The sequence below is a fragment of the Halomonas sp. MMSF_3323 genome, assembly GCF_030733595.1.
Lineage (GTDB): Bacteria > Pseudomonadota > Gammaproteobacteria > Pseudomonadales > Halomonadaceae > Halomonas > Halomonas litopenaei.
The window spans coordinates 22,184-37,406 of sequence record NZ_JASHIT010000021.1; the positions used below are offsets into that span (position 1 = coordinate 22,184).

A 15,223-nucleotide genomic window follows, 5' to 3' on the forward strand; every position below is an offset into this window, starting at 1 on the left:
TGATCTCGGTCGATCAGTGAACGGGAGTGTCCTGTTCGGCGTCGGACGCGACCGCCTCCTCGGCGGGGTCGCCCTTGGCCAGAGCACCCAGCCGCGAACCACCCTGCGCCTGACGGCTCAGTCGATTGAGATTGCGCAGCGACTGCAGGTGGACGTAGAGCAGCTCCAGTTCGTCACTGTCCAGCAGCGCCTTGAGGCTGTCCTCAGGCAGCGCCTTGAGCTTCTGACGGTTGACCGCCTGGAAGCCGGTCAGGGTGCGCTGACCACCTTCCGGCAAGCGAATCTGGGCCTCGACCGACTCGAGCAGGTCGAGCTCGACCAGACGGGCGCAGAAGGCGCGGGTGCGCTGGAAGTGCGCCTGATAGTCCTGAAGGAAGTCCAGCACCTTGCCCAGGTACTGGGTCTGCTCACCGTCGGCGTCGAAGAAGCGCTCGCCGCGACCGTCACGATTGAGCCCTTCGTAGTCATCATCGATGCACAGGGTGAAGGTCTTGTCGTTGTCGGCGGAGGCAAACACGAAGGGATAGCGGCGGAAGAAGGCCGGCACGTACTCACCGCGCCACTGGCCTTCACGGTCCACCAGCAGATTCTGGTCCTGCTCGAGTCCCAGCACGGCGACCGGCAGCACCCCGTCGTCGGCCTGGGTGAAGACGATCGGCAGGTCGGTGGCGGCGGTCGGAAATTCGGCCGCCATCAGCGGCACCGAGTTCACCCCGCTGGCAAAGCCGAAGTCCTTGCCGACCTTGAGCGACAGCTCGCCATGCTTGTCGCGGGTGATCGGCTGAACGTTGCGATAGATAAGAAGTTGAGTCGCCATGAAAGAGTCCTCTAGTACTTGAGTGTCGTCCCTGGGCCTGGACGTCAGCGCCATTGCGCGGCCAGCGCGCCGGTGGAAGTCGGGGAGACCAGTGTCACCCCGTGGTAGAAGGTCACGAAGGGTTCGCCTTTCGCATCGAACCCCAGAGAAAGGTTGCTCAGCGGCTTGTCGCCGTGGGCGGCGATCCACTCGATCGCCTGTGCGCGCGACGTACAGCGCCACTCGCGAGCCAGCGACAACAAAAGGCCCGCCAGTTCGCCCAGACGTATCTCGGCCGGATGTAGATGCAGATTGAGGGAATCACGACCGGTATCGCGACCCTGGCGCCGTTCCTCGATCCTCACGGTCAACGGTGGCCAGGGCTTTCGTGCCAGCGCGTGGCTGACCTCGAGCTGTTCGATCACGTCACCGACGAGCGGGGGCATCGCCGCAAGCGTGCTCGCCAATGCATGGCGCACCGCCTCGGCGCTCTCGAGCAGGACATAGTCGGAGACACTGGCGTCGACGCCAGGGCGCCACTTCCACGCCTGGTACAGCGGGAAGCGACGCCCCGGCAGGGCCTTGTCCGGCAGCGGCGCTTCCCAGTACACCTTGGTGGTCGCGGCCTCCAGCCCGAGATGCAGATAGTGCGCCATCGTCTGCGTCGACAGTCCGGCGACGAAGGCCCTCCGGTCGCCAGGCGCCAGCGCCAGCGACTCCAGCAACCCCTCGAGGCGCACCGCCAGATCGTCGGCGTCAACGCCCTCGAGCGGCACACTGTAGAGCCTGCGCTGATGCGCCCAGCGGGCGGGAGCGCACTTGACCGAGCGCTCGGCACTGTAGGGACGCGCGAGGCTATCGAGCCAGGACTCGATCAACGCCTGACGCTCGGCGAAGGGCCGGGGTTCAGTGCTGGAAGGCAAGGAGGTCCATCCGGTCATTCATATGGGCGTCGATCTCCGCCAGGTCTTCGCCATTGATGACGCCGGCGGCATGCTTCAGCCGCAGCACGCTGATCAGGTAGTCGTAGCGCGCACTGGCAAGTTCGCTGCGGGCGAAGAACAGATCGCGCTCGGCGTCGAGCAGTTCGAGCACCGGCATGACACCGGATTCATAGGCCACCTGGCGGTATTCGACGATGCGCTGGTTGGCGCTCAAGGACTCGCTCAGAGCCCTGACCCGGGACATGGCGGTGACGATACCCTCGAAGGCCGCACGTATCTCGCGGTCGAGTTCTCGCCGCACCTGTTCGAGTCGAGCCTGCCCTGCCTCGATCAGACGGGTTCCTTCGCGCACCTCCGACGACACTCGCCCACCGCTGTAGACCGGCACATCGAGGCCGACCCGAATGGTCTGGGTCTCGACCTCGCTGCCGCCGCCGAACAATGAGCCCTCGGTCTCGTCGTTGTCGTAGTCGAGACTCAGATCGAGGGTCGGATAGTGACCACCACGACTCACCTTGACCTGCTGATTGGCCACTTCCACCGCCAGCCGTGCGGCTGATAGACGAGGATTGCGCTGCATCGCCAGCTCGATCCAGGCCTCGACTGACGACGGTTCTGGGCTCGCCAGCGTCAGGTCCTCATCGACCAGGCTAAGCTCCACCGGACGCACGCCGCTGACCTCGGCCAGGGCATTGAGGGCATCGCGCAGACGGTTGGCCACGTCCAGCTCCCGCGCCTCGACCTGCAGAAAGCGCGCCTGGGCGTCGAGCAGATCGATCTCGCGAATCAAACCGTCCTCGAAACGCGCCCTGACCTGCTCGAGATTGGTCTGGACCTGCTTCTTTTCGGCTTGCAGGAAACTCAGGTTTTCCGAAAGGGCGAGTACCGCAAAGTAGCGTTCGGCCACCCGCAGGTAGAGATCCTGGCGCGAGACCTCGAGCTCGGACGCGGCCTGCTGGATCTCCAGCTTGGCCTGGCCAAAGGCTGCCCAGCGGGAATAGTCATAGATCGACTGCTCGAGCGAGACACCGTAGACGGTGGTCGGGTAGGACGTGCTGCCGCTGCCGTAGACCTCGTTGTCGGTACTGACGATGTCCTGGGAGATCTCGCTGCGCTCGACATTGACATTGATCTGCGGCAGCAGCGCTGAGCGCGCCTGATAGTAACGCTCATCGGTGGCCTGCTTACCATGAAAGTCGGCCTGAAACTGAGGATCGCTGTCCACCGCGAGCTCGTGAAGTTCCAGCAGACTTTCTGCCAGCACGGACGGAGCAAGCAGGCACGCCCACCCGCCCAACGCCAGGCCGAACGCAAGCTTGTTGAGATGCATGATGATTTTTCCCCTGCGCACCGGTGGGACAAACACCGGCATTACGCAACTGCTTTGTAATATTTTATTAACAACGGATGTACGATATTACCCACATCTTTTGTAGGAACACAGCTCCTATCTACTCTTTTGCAGGCAACATGATCAACGCAGTATCGACGCAGTAGGAAACCACATCGCAAAAGATGAGAAAGTTCATACCCGCTATCGCATTCCGCCACCGAAGGGAATCGGGTAACACATTGAAACCTGGAAAGTTCAGGAACTACGCCTAGGCAGGAGGCACTCTTCGGGGCCGAGGGTGTGGTGAAAATCCCGTTATGGGAAGGTGATGCCAGGGCCTGCCAGCCGCTGCAACCTCGACCAAGACGCCTGAGATCACTCAGCCAACCAAAGCAGACCTTTCGGCCTGATCCGTCAGCACGAGCAAAGCCCTACGTCAGCGATGACAACGCTGCACCTGGCGATACCTGGGCACTATTCATCCAGGCTGGCAATGCGGTTGCGACCACTACGCTTGGCGCTGTACAGGCGCCGGTCGGCGCGCTCGAACAGCGGTGCAAACCCCTCCCCCTTGCGATACTGACTGACACCGATGCTGATGGTGATGCGAATCGTCTGTCCATCCGACAGGGTGATTTCCCCCCCTTCCACCGCACGACGCACCCGCTCGGCCGCCTTGATCGCCTCGGGCAAGGCGGTGCGCCGCATGACCACCACGAATTCCTCGCCGCCGGTGCGCGCCACCAGATCGCCATCACGCAGGCAGTTGGCTACTGTTTGCGCCAGCCAGGTGAGCACCTGGTCACCGGCCGAATGACCGAAACCATCATTGACCTGCTTGAAGAAGTCGATATCGACCGCGGCCAGCGAGAACACCATCCCGCCACTGTCGCATTCCTCGATCAGGCGGGTGACGTGGCGATCCAGCTGGCTTCGATTGGGGAGTCCGGTCAAGGCATCGGTCATCGCCTGGTCTTCCAGCTGATCACGTTCGAGGCGAATACGCTCGACCTCCATCTCGTTGGAAATGACACGTTCGACGGCCCCGACCAGTAGTCGGACCAACTCGATGTCGACCTCGCTGAAGGCGTGCCGCCGCGCCGACGGACTGGAGAAGTTCAGCGTCCCCCAGACCTTGCCCTGGATCCGCAGCGGTGCACCGATATAGGTCTCCAGCTGAAAGTTCTCGTAGCAGGGGTGGCCCTTGACTCGCTCGTCCTGACCGGCGCGGTGGGTATGGAAGACGTCATCGGCGTCGAGGGTCAGCCGACAGTAGGTGTCACCCAGTGCAAAGCTGTCGCCGGCCCCTACTGGCGCATTATCCGAGGCCGCCCAGCGAACCGTGTAACACTCCCCCTCGACCTGACTGACCAGCGCGATATCCAGCCTCAGGTAGCTCAAGGCGTCACGCAGCAGCATGTCGACGATCTCTGATACTCCGATATCGGTGCGATTTACCCCGGTATGGACATCCCGCAACAGCTGGATCATCGAGCGATACTCGGAGACGTCCTGGATGATGGCGTAGAAGCCCATCACCTCATCTTCCACCAGGTCCGGCAAATAATGGACCTTGAAGTAGATCTGGCGACCGTCCTGGAGCGCCAGGGAATCCTCGTAGCTGACCTCCTGCCCCGCCAGCGCCAGATCAAAACGTGGCCGGATCTTGGCGTAGGAGTCTGCATCGAGCACCGAAGACACCGGCTGCCCCATCAGCGCCTCGGCAGGCAGGCCGATGAAGTCGAGGTAGGCACGATTGTTGAAACGGAAGCAGAAGTCGCGGTCGACGTAGGCCACCATCACCGGCAGGTGGTCGGCCATCCGCGCGATGACACCGCGGCTTGCCTTCTGCCGAGCCGACAGTCGCAGCACCAGCCCACCATCGGCCAGGCGACAGCAGCTACCATCGCCCAATTCCAGCGGCATCGAAGGCTTGGCAGCGTGAACGGCACCCCGGGAGACCCAGGCTTCGGCGACCGCCGCGGCCTCGCCAGGCAGCTCTGCCAGCCCCCGCCCGATCCAGACCTCTCCAGGCTCGCCCAGCACGCGCACGGCATCACCGACCACGTCGTGCACCTGCAACTCCGGCGTCAGGCGTACCAGCACCGTTCCGGACGACACCAATGCCTCTTCCACCCAGGCAAAACGCTCCATGAGGACATCTCCTTGCGTAAGCCCTGCCCTGGACCGGCAGCAGGTCAATACCCTGGCGGCTCGCGTGCCGTCTTCTCTAGCCTATGAAAAGATGCTTATAGATGCCGGATTATTTCGCTTGCCCGCTTCCACGTTATGCTGGCGTCGCCGACACCGCCGCGGGAGCTGCCCATGAACCACCAGGACCTTGTCGCCATCGAACACGCCCTGACGCTGGCCAATCGCGGGGATACCAGTTGGCTGTGCACACGCCTGGACACCCCTGCTCCCGCCTTCCCCCACCTGAGCGTCACCAGCGATGCCGATGGCCCCAGGTACGCCGGACAGCCCATCTTGCTGTCCCAGGCCCGGGACGGCGGCGCCTGCCTGGTCAATATCGACAACAACGCCAACGATGGCACCCCCTGCCTGGTCGAGCGCCTGTCACCGAGCAGCGAGACCCTGGTGCACCTGGAGGTCATCCATGCAACGCTCGCCGGCCAGCCATCGCTGATCCGCCGCGTCAGCCTGGGCAGTACGTCCATGAACCTGCAGCGACCCACGCCAACCAGTCCGCTGGTCCAGATCGGCGACGACGTCGTCGAGGTGCTGATCCAGCCGGCCTTGCGTCTGGTGCTGACCGGCCACGCCCCGGTCAATGCCGACCTGGCGCGCCAGGGACAACGGCTCGGCTTCGAGGTCATCCTGTGCGCCCCAGACCACCCCGACACGCATCACTCGACAGCGCCCCTGCCGGCAGGCGTCGAGTTCCAGCGCGCTCCCGCGGCCCCCTTCCTGCGCGGCGGCGGCGGGCACCGACGCACCCTGGTGATGGACGCCACCGACGCCTCGACCATTGTGCGAGCGAGCCGCGAGGCCTGCTGTCATGGCTATCTGGCGATGGCTGACATCGATCCAAGCCGAGCGGCAAACTGGCTTTACGATGGCTGGCACAGCCTCCGCACCTCGCCCACCGTCTGACGCCCCGTCGCTGCGGCCAAAGCGCCAATTGACAGCCATCGGAGGCGGTCCTACGCTGTGCGCATTCCTGGGGGAGCCTGACGGCTGAGATTCCGCATCACGCGGTAACCCTTTGAACCTGATCCGGGTCATGCCGGCGAAGGGAAGGATGGTTGCGTTATCTCCTCTTTCTTCCTGTCCGCCGCTCGTCCCGCCTGTCCACCGGTCCCTGCGGACAACGACAAGAAAGAGGTCTTCTTTCGATGATGCTCGATCCCACCTGGACGGCGCTGTGGCTTCTGCTGTGCGCCGCCATCTTTGCCATCCCCGGCCTGATCTATGCCCGACGTCGTCAGGGCGGCCTGGATGACTACATCTCGGCTCGCAACAGCCAGAACACCCGCGCCACGGTGTTGACCCTGGTGGCCACCACCCTGGGCACCTGGATCCTGTTCGGCCCCGCCCAGGCGGCCACCTGGGGCGGCATCGGCGCGGTACTGGGCTATGCGCTGGGTTCCATGGTCCCGCGCCTGGTGATGATCCCGCTGGGACGACGCATGCGTGAGCTGATCCCCGAAGGCCACGGCCTCACCGAGTTCGTGATCCATCGCTACGGGCGCACCATGTACGCCTTCACCCTGACGATCATGCTGTTCTATCTGTTCATCTCGCTGGCGGCAGGCCTCACCGCGATCGCCCATATGGTCACCCTGCTGGCGCCGATCCCGCTGTGGCTGACCGCCTGCGTGGTGATGATCGCGACCCTGCTCTACACCTTCTACGGCGGCCTGCGCACCACCATCTTCACCGACAAGGTACAGATGCTGGTGATCCTGCCGTTGCTGGCGCTGCTGCTGGTGTTCGGCTGGCAGGCCGCCGGCGGCGTCGCGCCGACGCTCGAGGGCCTGCAGGAGCGTGCGCCCCAGTTGCTGGATGTCACCGATGCCGGTGGCCTGCGTGCCGGTCTGACGTTCTTTATCGCGGTGATGCTGACCGGCCTGTTCTACCAGGGCACCTGGCAGCGCATCTACGCCGCCCGGGACAGCAAGGTGCTGCGGCGGGGCTTCTGGATCGCAGGGCTGTTCAACTTTCCGGTGATCGTGCTGATGGGCCTGTTCGGCCTGGCCTTCGTCGGCCTCGGGCTCGAGGGAGACGGTTCGGTGGCGCTGTTCAGCGTGCTGCTGTCCGAGGTGCCGCTGTGGTTCGCCCTGGCCTTGATTCCGCTGGGTCTGGCCCTGGTGATGAGCAGCGCCGACACCACCGTCAACGCCACCTCCAGCATCATCGCCGTCGACATGCACCGGCTGCTGCCCCAGGCCAGCGAAGCCACCCTGATGCGCCTGGCACGCTGGCTGATCGTCGCCGCAGCGGTGCCGGTGACCTGGGTGGCGGCCCAGGGCTACAGCGTGCTCTATCTGTTCCTGCTGGCGGACCTGCTGTGCTCGGCGGCGGCCTTCCCAGTGTTTTTCGGTCTGTTCAATCGCCGCTACGACGGGCGCAACGCGGTCCTCAGCACCGCTGCAGGTCTGGTCGCCGGGCTGGCGATGTTCCCGTCCCCCAGCGGCGGTACCGCCACCCTGCTGGAATCCTTCCTGCTGGCGGCCTTCGTGCCGGTGCTGGTCTCGCTGGTGCTGATGAAGCTGCTGCCATCCCGCCAGGACTATGACTTCACCCGCATGGGCAGCCTGGTGCGGCGTTTCCAGAGCTGACACCGCCACGCTGACAGTCTGGCAAGGCGTGATAAAAAACAGCGGGACGTGCTGACGCGTCCCGCTGTTGTGGTTTCAAGGCCTGGCGATCAAGGGCCTTGGCAGTTCCGGCTCATCAGCGCCCGGGACGCGCCAGCCCCAGGTGGTCGCGCAGGGTGCGGCCCTGGTACTCGCGTCGAAACAGCCCGCGGCGCTGCAGTTCCGGTACCACTTGTTCGACCACGTCCTCGATGCTGTCCGGCAGCGACGGCGGCATCAGGTTGAAGCCGTCCGCCCCGCCCTGCTCGACCCAGCGCTGCATCTCGTCGGCGATACGCTCCGGGGTGCCGACCATGGTGCAGTGGCCGCCACCGGCGGCGAGCCGTCCCAGCAACTGGCGCAGCGTCGGTCGTTCGCTCTCGATGATCCGCAGAATCGTGGCGTAGCGCCCCTTGGGCCCGTTGAAGGCCTCCAGTGGCGGCAGCTCGGGTACTGGGGCATCCAATTCCCAGTCGCTCACGTCCTGACCGATGAACTGACTCAACTGGCGCCGGGAGCTGTCCACCGGCAACAGTTCGTCGAGCTCCCGCTGCTTGCGTCTGGCCTCCTCTTCGGTGGAGCCGACGTAGGTGACGAGTCCCGGCAAGATCGCGACCTTCGGTCTGCCCGCGGCCTTTACCCGGGCCTGAAGATCGCTGTAGTAGGCCTGGGCGGAGGGCAGATCGTAGGCCACCCCGTAGATGGCCTCGGCGTAGCGCGCGGCCAGGTCACGGCCCTGATCCGAGGCGCCTGCCTGGAACAGCACCGGGTGGCCCTGGGGCGGACGCGGCACCGTCAGCGGGCCATCCACCAGAAAGTGCTCGCCGTGATGATGGATGGGACCGACCCGGCTGGCGTCGACGTAATCGCCCTGGCGATCCCTCACCAGGGCGTCGTCACTCCAGGAGTCCCACAGCGCCAGCATAGTATTGGCGAATTCCTCCGCCCGGGCATAGCGCTCGGCGTGGCTCGGCATGGCCTCGAGCCCATGGTTGCGCGCCTCACTGTTGAACATCGAGGTCACCAGGTTCCAGCCCAGGCGTCCGCCGGATATATGGTCCAGCGAGGCCAGCATGCGCGCAGCGTGAAACGGCGTATAGAAGGTGCTAGAGACGGTCGAGATAAGCCCGATGTGTTCGGTGGCCCGCGCCATGGCCGCCAGCATGGTCAGCGGTTCCAGGGTCCACAGCGGACCGTCGGCGACGTTGCCCGCGGCGTGACCATCGGCGAAGAACACCGCATCGAAGCGACCCCGCTCGGCGAGCCGCGCCAGTTCTTCGTAGTAGCGGATATCGGCCAGGCGCTCGACGCTGGAACGGGGATGACGCCAGGCCGCCTTGTGGTGGCCGCAGCCCATGATGAACAGATTAAGGTGCATGCTGGCCATCAGTCCTTCACCAGTCCGCCGTCGACCACCAGGTTCTGGCCGGTGACCGCTCGCGACCAGGGCGAAGCGAACAGTAGCGCAGCGTCGGCAAACTCTTGCGGCGTGGTCACCCGTCTCAGCGGTGTGCTGGCGGCGATCAGATCGAACACTGCCTCCGGCGTGGCGCGGGAGGCATCGGTGGTGCGCAACAGGCCCCCGGAGATCATGTTCACGGTGATGTTGTCCGGGCCCAGATCGTGGGCCAGGGTGCGCGTCAGCGACAGCAGCGCCGCCTTGGCGGCGGTGTAGTCGTGGTAGGGCACCACCGGGTTCTGGAACAGGTTGGTACCGATATTGACGATGCGACCAAAGCCGGCCTCACGCATGCCAGCAAGCGCCGCCTGCACAGTGTTCAGCGCCCCCCGGGCAACCCCCTGAAGCTGATGGTCGAGGTGCTCCCAGGTCAGCTCGTCGGGACCGGGGCGGGCGTCGCCGTTGAAGGCGAAGTCCGGCAGCGCATTGTTGATCAAGGTGGTGACCGGCGCACCGAAGTGCTCGCGGGCACGCGCGAACATGGTATCGACCGCGCTGCGATCACAGACGTCGGCGGCCACTGCCAAGGCTTGCTCGGGATAGTCGGCTACCAGCGCGTTGGCGCCCTCTTCGCTGCGTCGATAGTTGACCACCACCCGCGCGCCCTGCTCGAGGAAACTGCGCGCCAGGCTGACGCCGAGGCCACGTCCGGCGCCGGTGACGACGACCAGCTGGCGGCAAATGGGAAGCGCGGGCGGGCTTGCGGAGGTAGCGGGTGAGGCGTCGGAAAGGGTCATCTGGCGGGTCCTTGGTCGAGGCGAGGAACGCACGCCGACCCCTGGACTGACGACTGCGCTGACATCCCTTCGCCGGTATGAACTGGATCAGGTTCGACGGGTGTTTCTCAGCCCCGCTATCGTGCGGGACACCCCGTGCCATGCGCCTTCGACCTTAGCCCATCGGCGCGGGACGGACAAGCCGCGCAGCACCTGGAACATCACCGCAGCCAGGGCATGCAGATGGGCGCTTCAGACCCGACGGTCAGCCCGGTGCCTGGACGGCTTGCATCAAGTCACTTCCTTCCTCTCCCGCCCGATTGACCCTGGTCGAGACCGGCCATGCCTCGAAGGCGCCAGCGGGTAGATGCCGCACCGTCTGGCGCATGACGTGGCGATCACTCAGGGCAGGATCGAGCCAGGGTTCAAGGCTGCCGTCGTCCAGCGCCAGCGGCATCCGGGCGTGCACCTGACTCGCGCAGCCCCGGGCAGGTTCGGTAAGGATGGCAAGGCCCGGCCTGCCGTCAGCCCTTTCACTGAAGATTGCCGCCAGCCACAGCGGCGCGCGATCTTCACGACATAAAAAATAGGGCTGCTTGCCGGTCTCGCCCGGCAGCCACTCGTACCAGCCGTCCGCCGGCACCAGGCAGCGATGGCGGGCAAAGGCCCCACGAAAATAGCGCGAGGTGGCGACCTTCTCCACGGTGGCGTTGATCGGCTCCGGCGACCCGGCCTGGGCCCAGTGGGGTCGATAGCCCCACCACATCGAGGCAAAGGAAGGTACGCCCTCCCCCTCCATGGCGAGGGACGTGATCCAGGTGCCTGGCGCGACGTTGTAGCGAGGTTGCGGCTCCTGCTCGGGCAGGCGCGGCGCCACCGGCAAGCGCATCAGCGCCGCCAGCTGAGCAAAAGGTGTGTAACAGGCGAAACGGCCGCACATGGTTACCTCCGTTACCGGACCCTGCAGGATCAGCCTAGCACCATCTGTTGCGCCCCCATCGGCCTGCCCTGCCCGCTGCGGGTTAGTCATCTGCGAACGTTAAGTTTTCGCTAAGCTAGGCAGCCTAGCCTTGCCATCAACTCCTCTTTCAAGGACGCGATGACATGGCCCCGGCAATCGCAGCATCGGCCTCGAAGACGACAGCCCACACGGATGCTCCCGAGCCGGACATGCCCTCGGGACTATGCTGGGCGTCCCCGGAGCGGCTGGGTGAGGCAAACGCCTTCATCTCCGACGTCTATCGTCTCCATCACAATGCCTCCATCAGCAACCCCTACCAGCGCTTGCTGACACTGCGAGACCACCATGGCGCGCTGGTCGCTACCACGGGGCTCAGGCGTGCCGATGAAGGCCCTCTCATGGTGGAACACTACCTCGAGGCACCTGTCGAGATGGTGCTCGCCACTCGTGGCCTCTGCGACCTTGCGCCGCCGCGCCACCAGGTCATGGAGGTCGGCGCCCTGGCCAGCGCATCGCCAGGCGCCGGCCGACGGCTGATGCTGTCGCTGGTGGTGGTGCTCGAGCGACTGGGCATCGACTGGCTGGTGGTGACGGCGTCCAGGGACGTGCGCAACGGCCTCGCCCGACTCGGCATCGAGATGCACACGATCGGTCGCGCCCATCGCCACTGCCTGGACAACCCTGTGGACTGGGGACGGTATTACGAGCGGGACCCCAGGGTCGTGGTGATTCGCCCCCTCGAGGTGGCCAACAGCATGCGCGCCACTCCGCTCGGCGCTTTGCTTCTCGCCGGCGCAGCACAGCTTGCCCCGGAGGCGGCAGATCCCGTACCGGCGCTACCCCATGTCCACGCCTGCTCGGCGGCCGGGGACATGCCCCATGGATAGGCTACACCAGCGCCTGCGCCAAAGGGCGAGGCTGTCGCCGGATGTGGAGAGCCTGATCGGGCAATCCCCGGATGGCGCCGACATCCGACTTACCGCCCGGCAACTGGAGGCCGCCACCGACGCTGTCGCGCACCAACTCGAGCAGTCGGGCGTTTCTCACCTGGGCCTGCTGGGTCACAACTCTCCTGGCTGGCTGGTCGCCCAGCTCGCTGCCTGGCGGGCTGGCCTGCCGATCACCCCGATACCTGCATTTTTCAGCGAACAACAGCTCAACCACTTGCTCGATACCACCGGGCTGGACGGGCTTCTGATCGCGCAGGACAGCCCGCTGGACGCCTGGCTGCCGTCTGCCCGCGCAAACGACTTCAAGCGCCAGCCACTCGACGCTCCGGCCGGCCTGTCCATCGCCTTGTTCCGGCGCCCCTCGACGCCCGCACCATTGCCGGACGGAACGCGACTGATCACCTTTACCTCCGGTACCACCGGCACCCCCAAGGGGGTCTGCCTGTCCGGGCCTCATCTCGAGTCGGTCATTGAAGGGCTGGAACAGCGCCTTGCAGGTGTTCCCCTCCATCGTCACGGCGTGGTGCTGCCCATGGCGGTGCTGCTCGAACATCTGGCCGGCGCACTCTTCGCGCTCTGGCGAGGAGCCACGATCGTTATCGATACGCCCGATCTTACCGGGCTACATGGCAGCGGTACGCTAGACCCCGACCAGTGGCAACGCTGGCTGGCCAAGCGCCGACCCGACAGCCTGATTCTGGTGCCGGCGCTGCTCAGGCCACTTTGTGCCCTCGCCGCCAAAGTCAGCGAAACGGCACGACGTCCAGACTGGGCGACGGCGCTATCACTGGTAGCGGTAGGCGGCGGATACGTTTCCCCGTCGCTGCTGAATCAGGCCATCGCATGTGGGCTTCCCGTTGCCCAGGGCTACGGCATGTCCGAGATGGGCTCGGTGGTCTGTCTGAGCCGCCCGGACGAGCCCCAGGATGGCCGTGTCGGGTGCCCCCTCAAGGGATTGCGCCTGAGCACCGATGAGCAGGGTCAACTGCTGGTCCACGGTCGTCGCATGCTCGGCTACCTAGGGTCCGATCATCACCTTCCATCAACCGAGATGCCCTGGCCCAGCGGAGATCTCGGCCACCGCCTGGCGGACGGTCACTGGCGCCTGGACGGGCGTCAGCGCAACGTCATCATCCTGTCGAACGGACGCAATCTCTGTCCCGAGTGGCTCGAGGCGGAGCTCGAGCTCATCGACGGTATCGATCGTGCCTTCGTCTTCGGCGAAGGCTTGCCGGGGGTGCTGGCGCTCCTCAGCCCTTCAGCCGCTATCCCGGCACCCCGCCTGGAAGCCCACATCACCGCGCTCAATCAGCGCCTGCCCGACTACGCCAGGGTCCGCGGCTGGCAGTCGTTGATGCGGCAACTGCCAGGCGTCGCCGAGCCGCTGTCGATCGCCAGCAACGAACTGACCGCCAACGGACGCCTGCGCCGGGCCAGCATTCAGCTCCGCCGTCGCTGCGACATCGAGCGGCTTGTCGCCAGAACCTTCCCTGGCCATGAGCAGGTGTCAGCAGCGCTTTCCTCCGCCGCCGACGGCCTCCCTTCATACCCACAGGACCCCCCACCCCCATGAACACGCTGACCGATACCCCGAACGTCGCCTCGCCACCTGTCGACAACGGCAAGCCCGACGGTTTCTACCGCCACCTGCTCGCTGCCACCGAAGACGAACGCCAAGCCTTGATGGGAGGGGAACTGATCGGGCGCGCCCAGGGTGGCAAGATCACGCTGCCCGAATATCGCGCCTTTCTCGCCCAGGCCTATCACCATGTGCGCCACACTGTCTCACTGATGATGGCCTGCGACGCCGAGTTGTCCGCTCCTAACTTCGTGCTGCGCGACAACCTGCGCATGGCCATCGCCGAGTACATCGACGAGGAAAAGGGCCACGAACACTGGATACTCGATGACCTCGAGTCCACCGGCGTCGATCGGCACCACGCGCGTTCACGCCCACCGCTGTTCGAGACGGAATGGATGGTGTCCTACGCCTACGACAGCATCAGACGGCGCCATCCGCTGGCCATGTTCGGCATGGTGCTGGTGCTCGAGGGTACCAGCACCTCGGCGGCCAGCGCCGCCGGCAGGGCCATCCGCGATAGCCTGGGCCTGACCGATGACGCCTTCCACTACCTGTTTTCCCACGGCGAACTGGACATCTCCCATATGGCCTTCTTCGCCGAACTGATGGACACCATCACCGACACCGAGGAGCAGGCCCAGATCATCCATTCGGCCCGTGCCTTCTATCGCCTCTATGGCGCGGTCCATGACGCCGCCCTGCGAGACGCCGAGCACTGGACGGACGAAGCGCTGGAGGCAAACTCATGCCATCACTGAGCGAGCGCAGGATTCTGGTGACCGGCGCCACTGGCGGCATCGGCTCGGCGCTGGTGAAGCGGCTTGACGCCGAAGGCGCCAGCCTGTGGCTGGCAGGGCGTGATGAGGGCAAGCTCAGCGCCCTGGCGGGCGAGCTTGGCAAGGCTGCCTCGAGACACACCCTCGTCGCTGGCGTCGATCTGACCACCGCGATGGGCCGCCAGCGGCTACTCGACCAGCTAAGTCAGGCAGCACCCGAGCAGCGCCCTTCGACGCTGGTCCACCTGGCCGGCATCAATCATCTCGGCTGGTTTCGCGAAACCTCGCCAGACGACGTCACCCGGGTACTCGATACCAATCTGACCTCGACCCTGCTGCTGACCCAGGCCCTGCTGCCTTTGTTTCTCGGCCAACCCAGCGCCAACCTGCTGTTCGTGGGCTCACTGCTGGGGCATATCGGCCACCCGGGCTATGTCGCCTACTGCGCCAGCAAGGCCGGCCTCAAGGGCTTCGCCGAAGCGCTGTCCCGGGAGCTCGAAGACACCCCGGTCCGGGTGCAGTACCTGGCCCCCCGCGCCACCCGGACTGCCATGAACGGCCCCGACGCCGAGGCCATGAACGAGGCCCTGGGCAATACCGTGGACAGCCCCGAGCGCGTGGCCGATGCCATCATCAAGCAGCTGACAAGAGGCCAGCGTCGCGCCGTCATCGGCGGCAAGGAGCGCCTGTTCGCGCTGATCAACGCCATCGCCCCCAAGCTCGTCGATCGCGCTATCGCCCGGTCCCGAGCCGATATATCCCGCCACCTGGATCCCCCTGCGCAGGTTATCCAGGACTGACCAGCCGATGACCGTATCGCCTTGACCCTTGTGCTGCACAAGGGTTTTAGTCTGTGGTGGAGATGCTCGAACTTGCATAGTAGTGA

The 15,223-nt window shown here is 65.2% G+C and carries 13 protein-coding genes and 2 riboswitches; of the genes, 6 read left to right on the plus strand and 7 right to left on the minus strand.

The features are described 5' to 3' along the window. Nucleotides 1–13: 13 nt before the first annotated feature. The 4 genes from RBB39_RS11995 to RBB39_RS12010 all read right to left on the minus strand — a co-directional run bounded on the left by RBB39_RS11995 (nucleotide 14) and on the right by RBB39_RS12010 (nucleotide 5,227). A complete protein-coding gene (locus RBB39_RS11995) occupies nucleotides 14–817 on the minus strand; it encodes a SapC family protein (protein WP_287165795.1) in 804 nt (267 codons plus the stop codon). Nucleotides 818–861: 44 nt separating this feature from the next. Beyond that, entirely contained in the window at nucleotides 862–1,719 is an 858-nt protein-coding gene (locus RBB39_RS12000) for a hypothetical protein (protein WP_306169107.1), read from the minus strand. Then, nucleotides 1,703–3,070 carry a TolC family outer membrane protein gene (locus tag RBB39_RS12005; RefSeq protein ID WP_286985200.1) on the minus strand — a complete coding sequence of 456 codons (1,368 nt, stop codon included), beginning with the start codon at nucleotides 3,068–3,070 and terminating at the stop codon, nucleotides 1,703–1,705. The genes RBB39_RS12000 and RBB39_RS12005 overlap by 17 nt, the downstream gene beginning before the upstream one ends. Nucleotides 3,071–3,547: 477 nt before the next feature. Next, nucleotides 3,548–5,227, minus strand: a complete 1,680-nt coding sequence (locus tag RBB39_RS12010) for a diguanylate cyclase (protein WP_306169108.1) — start codon at nucleotides 5,225–5,227, stop codon at nucleotides 3,548–3,550. Between the two features lie 171 nt (nucleotides 5,228–5,398). Here RBB39_RS12010 and RBB39_RS12015 point away from each other — a divergent pair, with 171 nt between their 5' ends. Both RBB39_RS12015 and RBB39_RS12020 read left to right on the plus strand, forming a co-directional pair. Further along, the gene (locus RBB39_RS12015; protein WP_306169109.1) at nucleotides 5,399–6,187 is read left to right on the plus strand and encodes a hypothetical protein; all 789 of its coding nucleotides are present in this window, start codon (nucleotides 5,399–5,401) and stop codon (nucleotides 6,185–6,187) included. Nucleotides 6,188–6,246: 59 nt separating this feature from the next. Then, a riboswitch (TPP riboswitch) is annotated at nucleotides 6,247–6,349 on the plus strand. A gap of 80 nt (nucleotides 6,350–6,429) precedes the next feature. After that, on the plus strand, nucleotides 6,430–7,875 hold the full coding sequence (locus tag RBB39_RS12020) for a sodium:solute symporter family protein (protein WP_108449909.1): 1,446 nt from the start codon (nucleotides 6,430–6,432) through the stop codon (nucleotides 7,873–7,875). A 115-nt stretch (nucleotides 7,876–7,990) separates the two neighbouring features. Here RBB39_RS12020 and RBB39_RS12025 read toward each other — a convergent pair whose 3' ends face one another. The 3 genes from RBB39_RS12025 to RBB39_RS12035 all read right to left on the minus strand — a co-directional run bounded on the left by RBB39_RS12025 (nucleotide 7,991) and on the right by RBB39_RS12035 (nucleotide 11,008). Then, a complete protein-coding gene (locus RBB39_RS12025; RefSeq protein WP_306169110.1) occupies nucleotides 7,991–9,271 on the minus strand; it encodes an LLM class flavin-dependent oxidoreductase in 1,281 nt (426 codons plus the stop codon). Nucleotides 9,272–9,279: 8 nt separating this feature from the next. Next, nucleotides 9,280–10,089 (minus strand): 3-oxoacyl-ACP reductase, encoded by an 810-nt coding sequence (locus RBB39_RS12030; protein WP_306169111.1) that lies wholly within the window; start codon nucleotides 10,087–10,089, stop codon nucleotides 9,280–9,282. A gap of 47 nt (nucleotides 10,090–10,136) precedes the next feature. Next, nucleotides 10,137–10,235: riboswitch (TPP riboswitch) on the minus strand. Between the two features lie 98 nt (nucleotides 10,236–10,333). Continuing rightward, nucleotides 10,334–11,008 carry an SOS response-associated peptidase gene (locus RBB39_RS12035; RefSeq protein ID WP_306169112.1) on the minus strand — a complete coding sequence of 225 codons (675 nt, stop codon included), beginning with the start codon at nucleotides 11,006–11,008 and terminating at the stop codon, nucleotides 10,334–10,336. 164 nt (nucleotides 11,009–11,172) lie between these two features. Here RBB39_RS12035 and RBB39_RS12040 point away from each other — a divergent pair, with 164 nt between their 5' ends. Genes RBB39_RS12040 through RBB39_RS12055 form a run of 4 tightly spaced genes read left to right on the plus strand, consistent with a single transcriptional unit; the run spans nucleotide 11,173 to nucleotide 15,137 of the window. Continuing rightward, on the plus strand, nucleotides 11,173–11,916 hold the full coding sequence (locus tag RBB39_RS12040) for a thermostable hemolysin (RefSeq protein WP_306169113.1): 744 nt from the start codon (nucleotides 11,173–11,175) through the stop codon (nucleotides 11,914–11,916). Beyond that, the gene (locus RBB39_RS12045; protein WP_306169114.1) at nucleotides 11,909–13,552 is read left to right on the plus strand and encodes an AMP-binding protein; all 1,644 of its coding nucleotides are present in this window, start codon (nucleotides 11,909–11,911) and stop codon (nucleotides 13,550–13,552) included. The genes RBB39_RS12040 and RBB39_RS12045 overlap by 8 nt, the downstream gene beginning before the upstream one ends. After that, on the plus strand, nucleotides 13,549–14,319 hold the full coding sequence (locus RBB39_RS12050) for a TenA family transcriptional regulator (protein WP_306169115.1): 771 nt from the start codon (nucleotides 13,549–13,551) through the stop codon (nucleotides 14,317–14,319). Before RBB39_RS12045 ends, RBB39_RS12050 begins: the two co-directional genes overlap by 4 nt. Continuing rightward, entirely contained in the window at nucleotides 14,307–15,137 is an 831-nt protein-coding gene (locus RBB39_RS12055; RefSeq protein WP_306169116.1) for an SDR family oxidoreductase, read from the plus strand. Before RBB39_RS12050 ends, RBB39_RS12055 begins: the two co-directional genes overlap by 13 nt. Nucleotides 15,138–15,223 lie beyond the last annotated feature (86 nt).

Coding starts and splice junctions, on each gene's coding strand:
- RBB39_RS12015 (WP_306169109.1), top strand. CDS start 5,399: ATGAACCACCAGGACCTTGTCGCCATCGAACACGCCCTGACGCTGGCC.
- RBB39_RS12035 (WP_306169112.1), bottom strand. CDS start 11,008: ATGTGCGGCCGTTTCGCCTGTTACACACCTTTTGCTCAGCTGGCGGCG.
- RBB39_RS12010 (WP_306169108.1), bottom strand. CDS start 5,227: ATGGAGCGTTTTGCCTGGGTGGAAGAGGCATTGGTGTCGTCCGGAACG.
- RBB39_RS12055 (WP_306169116.1), top strand. CDS start 14,307: ATGCCATCACTGAGCGAGCGCAGGATTCTGGTGACCGGCGCCACTGGC.
- RBB39_RS12020 (WP_108449909.1), top strand. CDS start 6,430: ATGATGCTCGATCCCACCTGGACGGCGCTGTGGCTTCTGCTGTGCGCC.
- RBB39_RS12030 (WP_306169111.1), bottom strand. CDS start 10,089: ATGACCCTTTCCGACGCCTCACCCGCTACCTCCGCAAGCCCGCCCGCG.
- RBB39_RS12045 (WP_306169114.1), top strand. CDS start 11,909: ATGGATAGGCTACACCAGCGCCTGCGCCAAAGGGCGAGGCTGTCGCCG.
- RBB39_RS12050 (WP_306169115.1), top strand. CDS start 13,549: ATGAACACGCTGACCGATACCCCGAACGTCGCCTCGCCACCTGTCGAC.
- RBB39_RS11995 (WP_287165795.1), bottom strand. CDS start 817: ATGGCGACTCAACTTCTTATCTATCGCAACGTTCAGCCGATCACCCGC.
- RBB39_RS12005 (WP_286985200.1), bottom strand. CDS start 3,070: ATGCATCTCAACAAGCTTGCGTTCGGCCTGGCGTTGGGCGGGTGGGCG.
- RBB39_RS12025 (WP_306169110.1), bottom strand. CDS start 9,271: ATGCACCTTAATCTGTTCATCATGGGCTGCGGCCACCACAAGGCGGCC.
- RBB39_RS12040 (WP_306169113.1), top strand. CDS start 11,173: ATGGCCCCGGCAATCGCAGCATCGGCCTCGAAGACGACAGCCCACACG.